This window comes from Tsukamurella sp. M9C (assembly GCF_020169415.1).
Classification (GTDB): domain Bacteria; phylum Actinomycetota; class Actinomycetes; order Mycobacteriales; family Mycobacteriaceae; genus Tsukamurella.
Genome location: NZ_JAIULG010000109.1, coordinates 1 through 362 on the forward strand (window position 1 = coordinate 1; position 362 = coordinate 362).

At 67.4% G+C, this 362-nt stretch carries 1 protein-coding gene; it reads right to left on the minus strand.

The genetic code is table 11. The annotated features are described in order from the left end of the window. Window positions 1–362, minus strand: a 362-nt coding sequence (locus LB823_RS23605) for a 6-phosphofructokinase (RefSeq protein ID WP_224652215.1), incomplete at both ends; no start/stop codon positions are given.

Here is a 362-nt window from a genome sequence, read left to right on the forward strand (position 1 = left end):
TCGGCGGGTTTGGCGCCTTCGGCGACGACGACGATGAAGCTGGCGTGGCCGCGTTGGAAGCGGCGTTTGATCATGGTGCACAGTTCTTCGACGTCGAAGGGCACTTCGGGGATGAGGACGGCGTGGGCGCCGGAGGCGAGGCCGGAGTTCAGCGCGATCCACCCGGCGTGGCGGCCCATGACCTCGACCAGCATGACGCGTTGGTGTGATTCCGCGGTGGAGTGCAGGCGGTCGATGGCGTCGGTGGCGATGGTCAGGGCGGTGTCGAAGCCGAAGGTGACGTCGGTGCAGTCGATGTCGTTGTCGATGGTCTTCGGGACTCCGACGACGGGGACGCCTTCGTCGGCGAGCCACGACGCGGC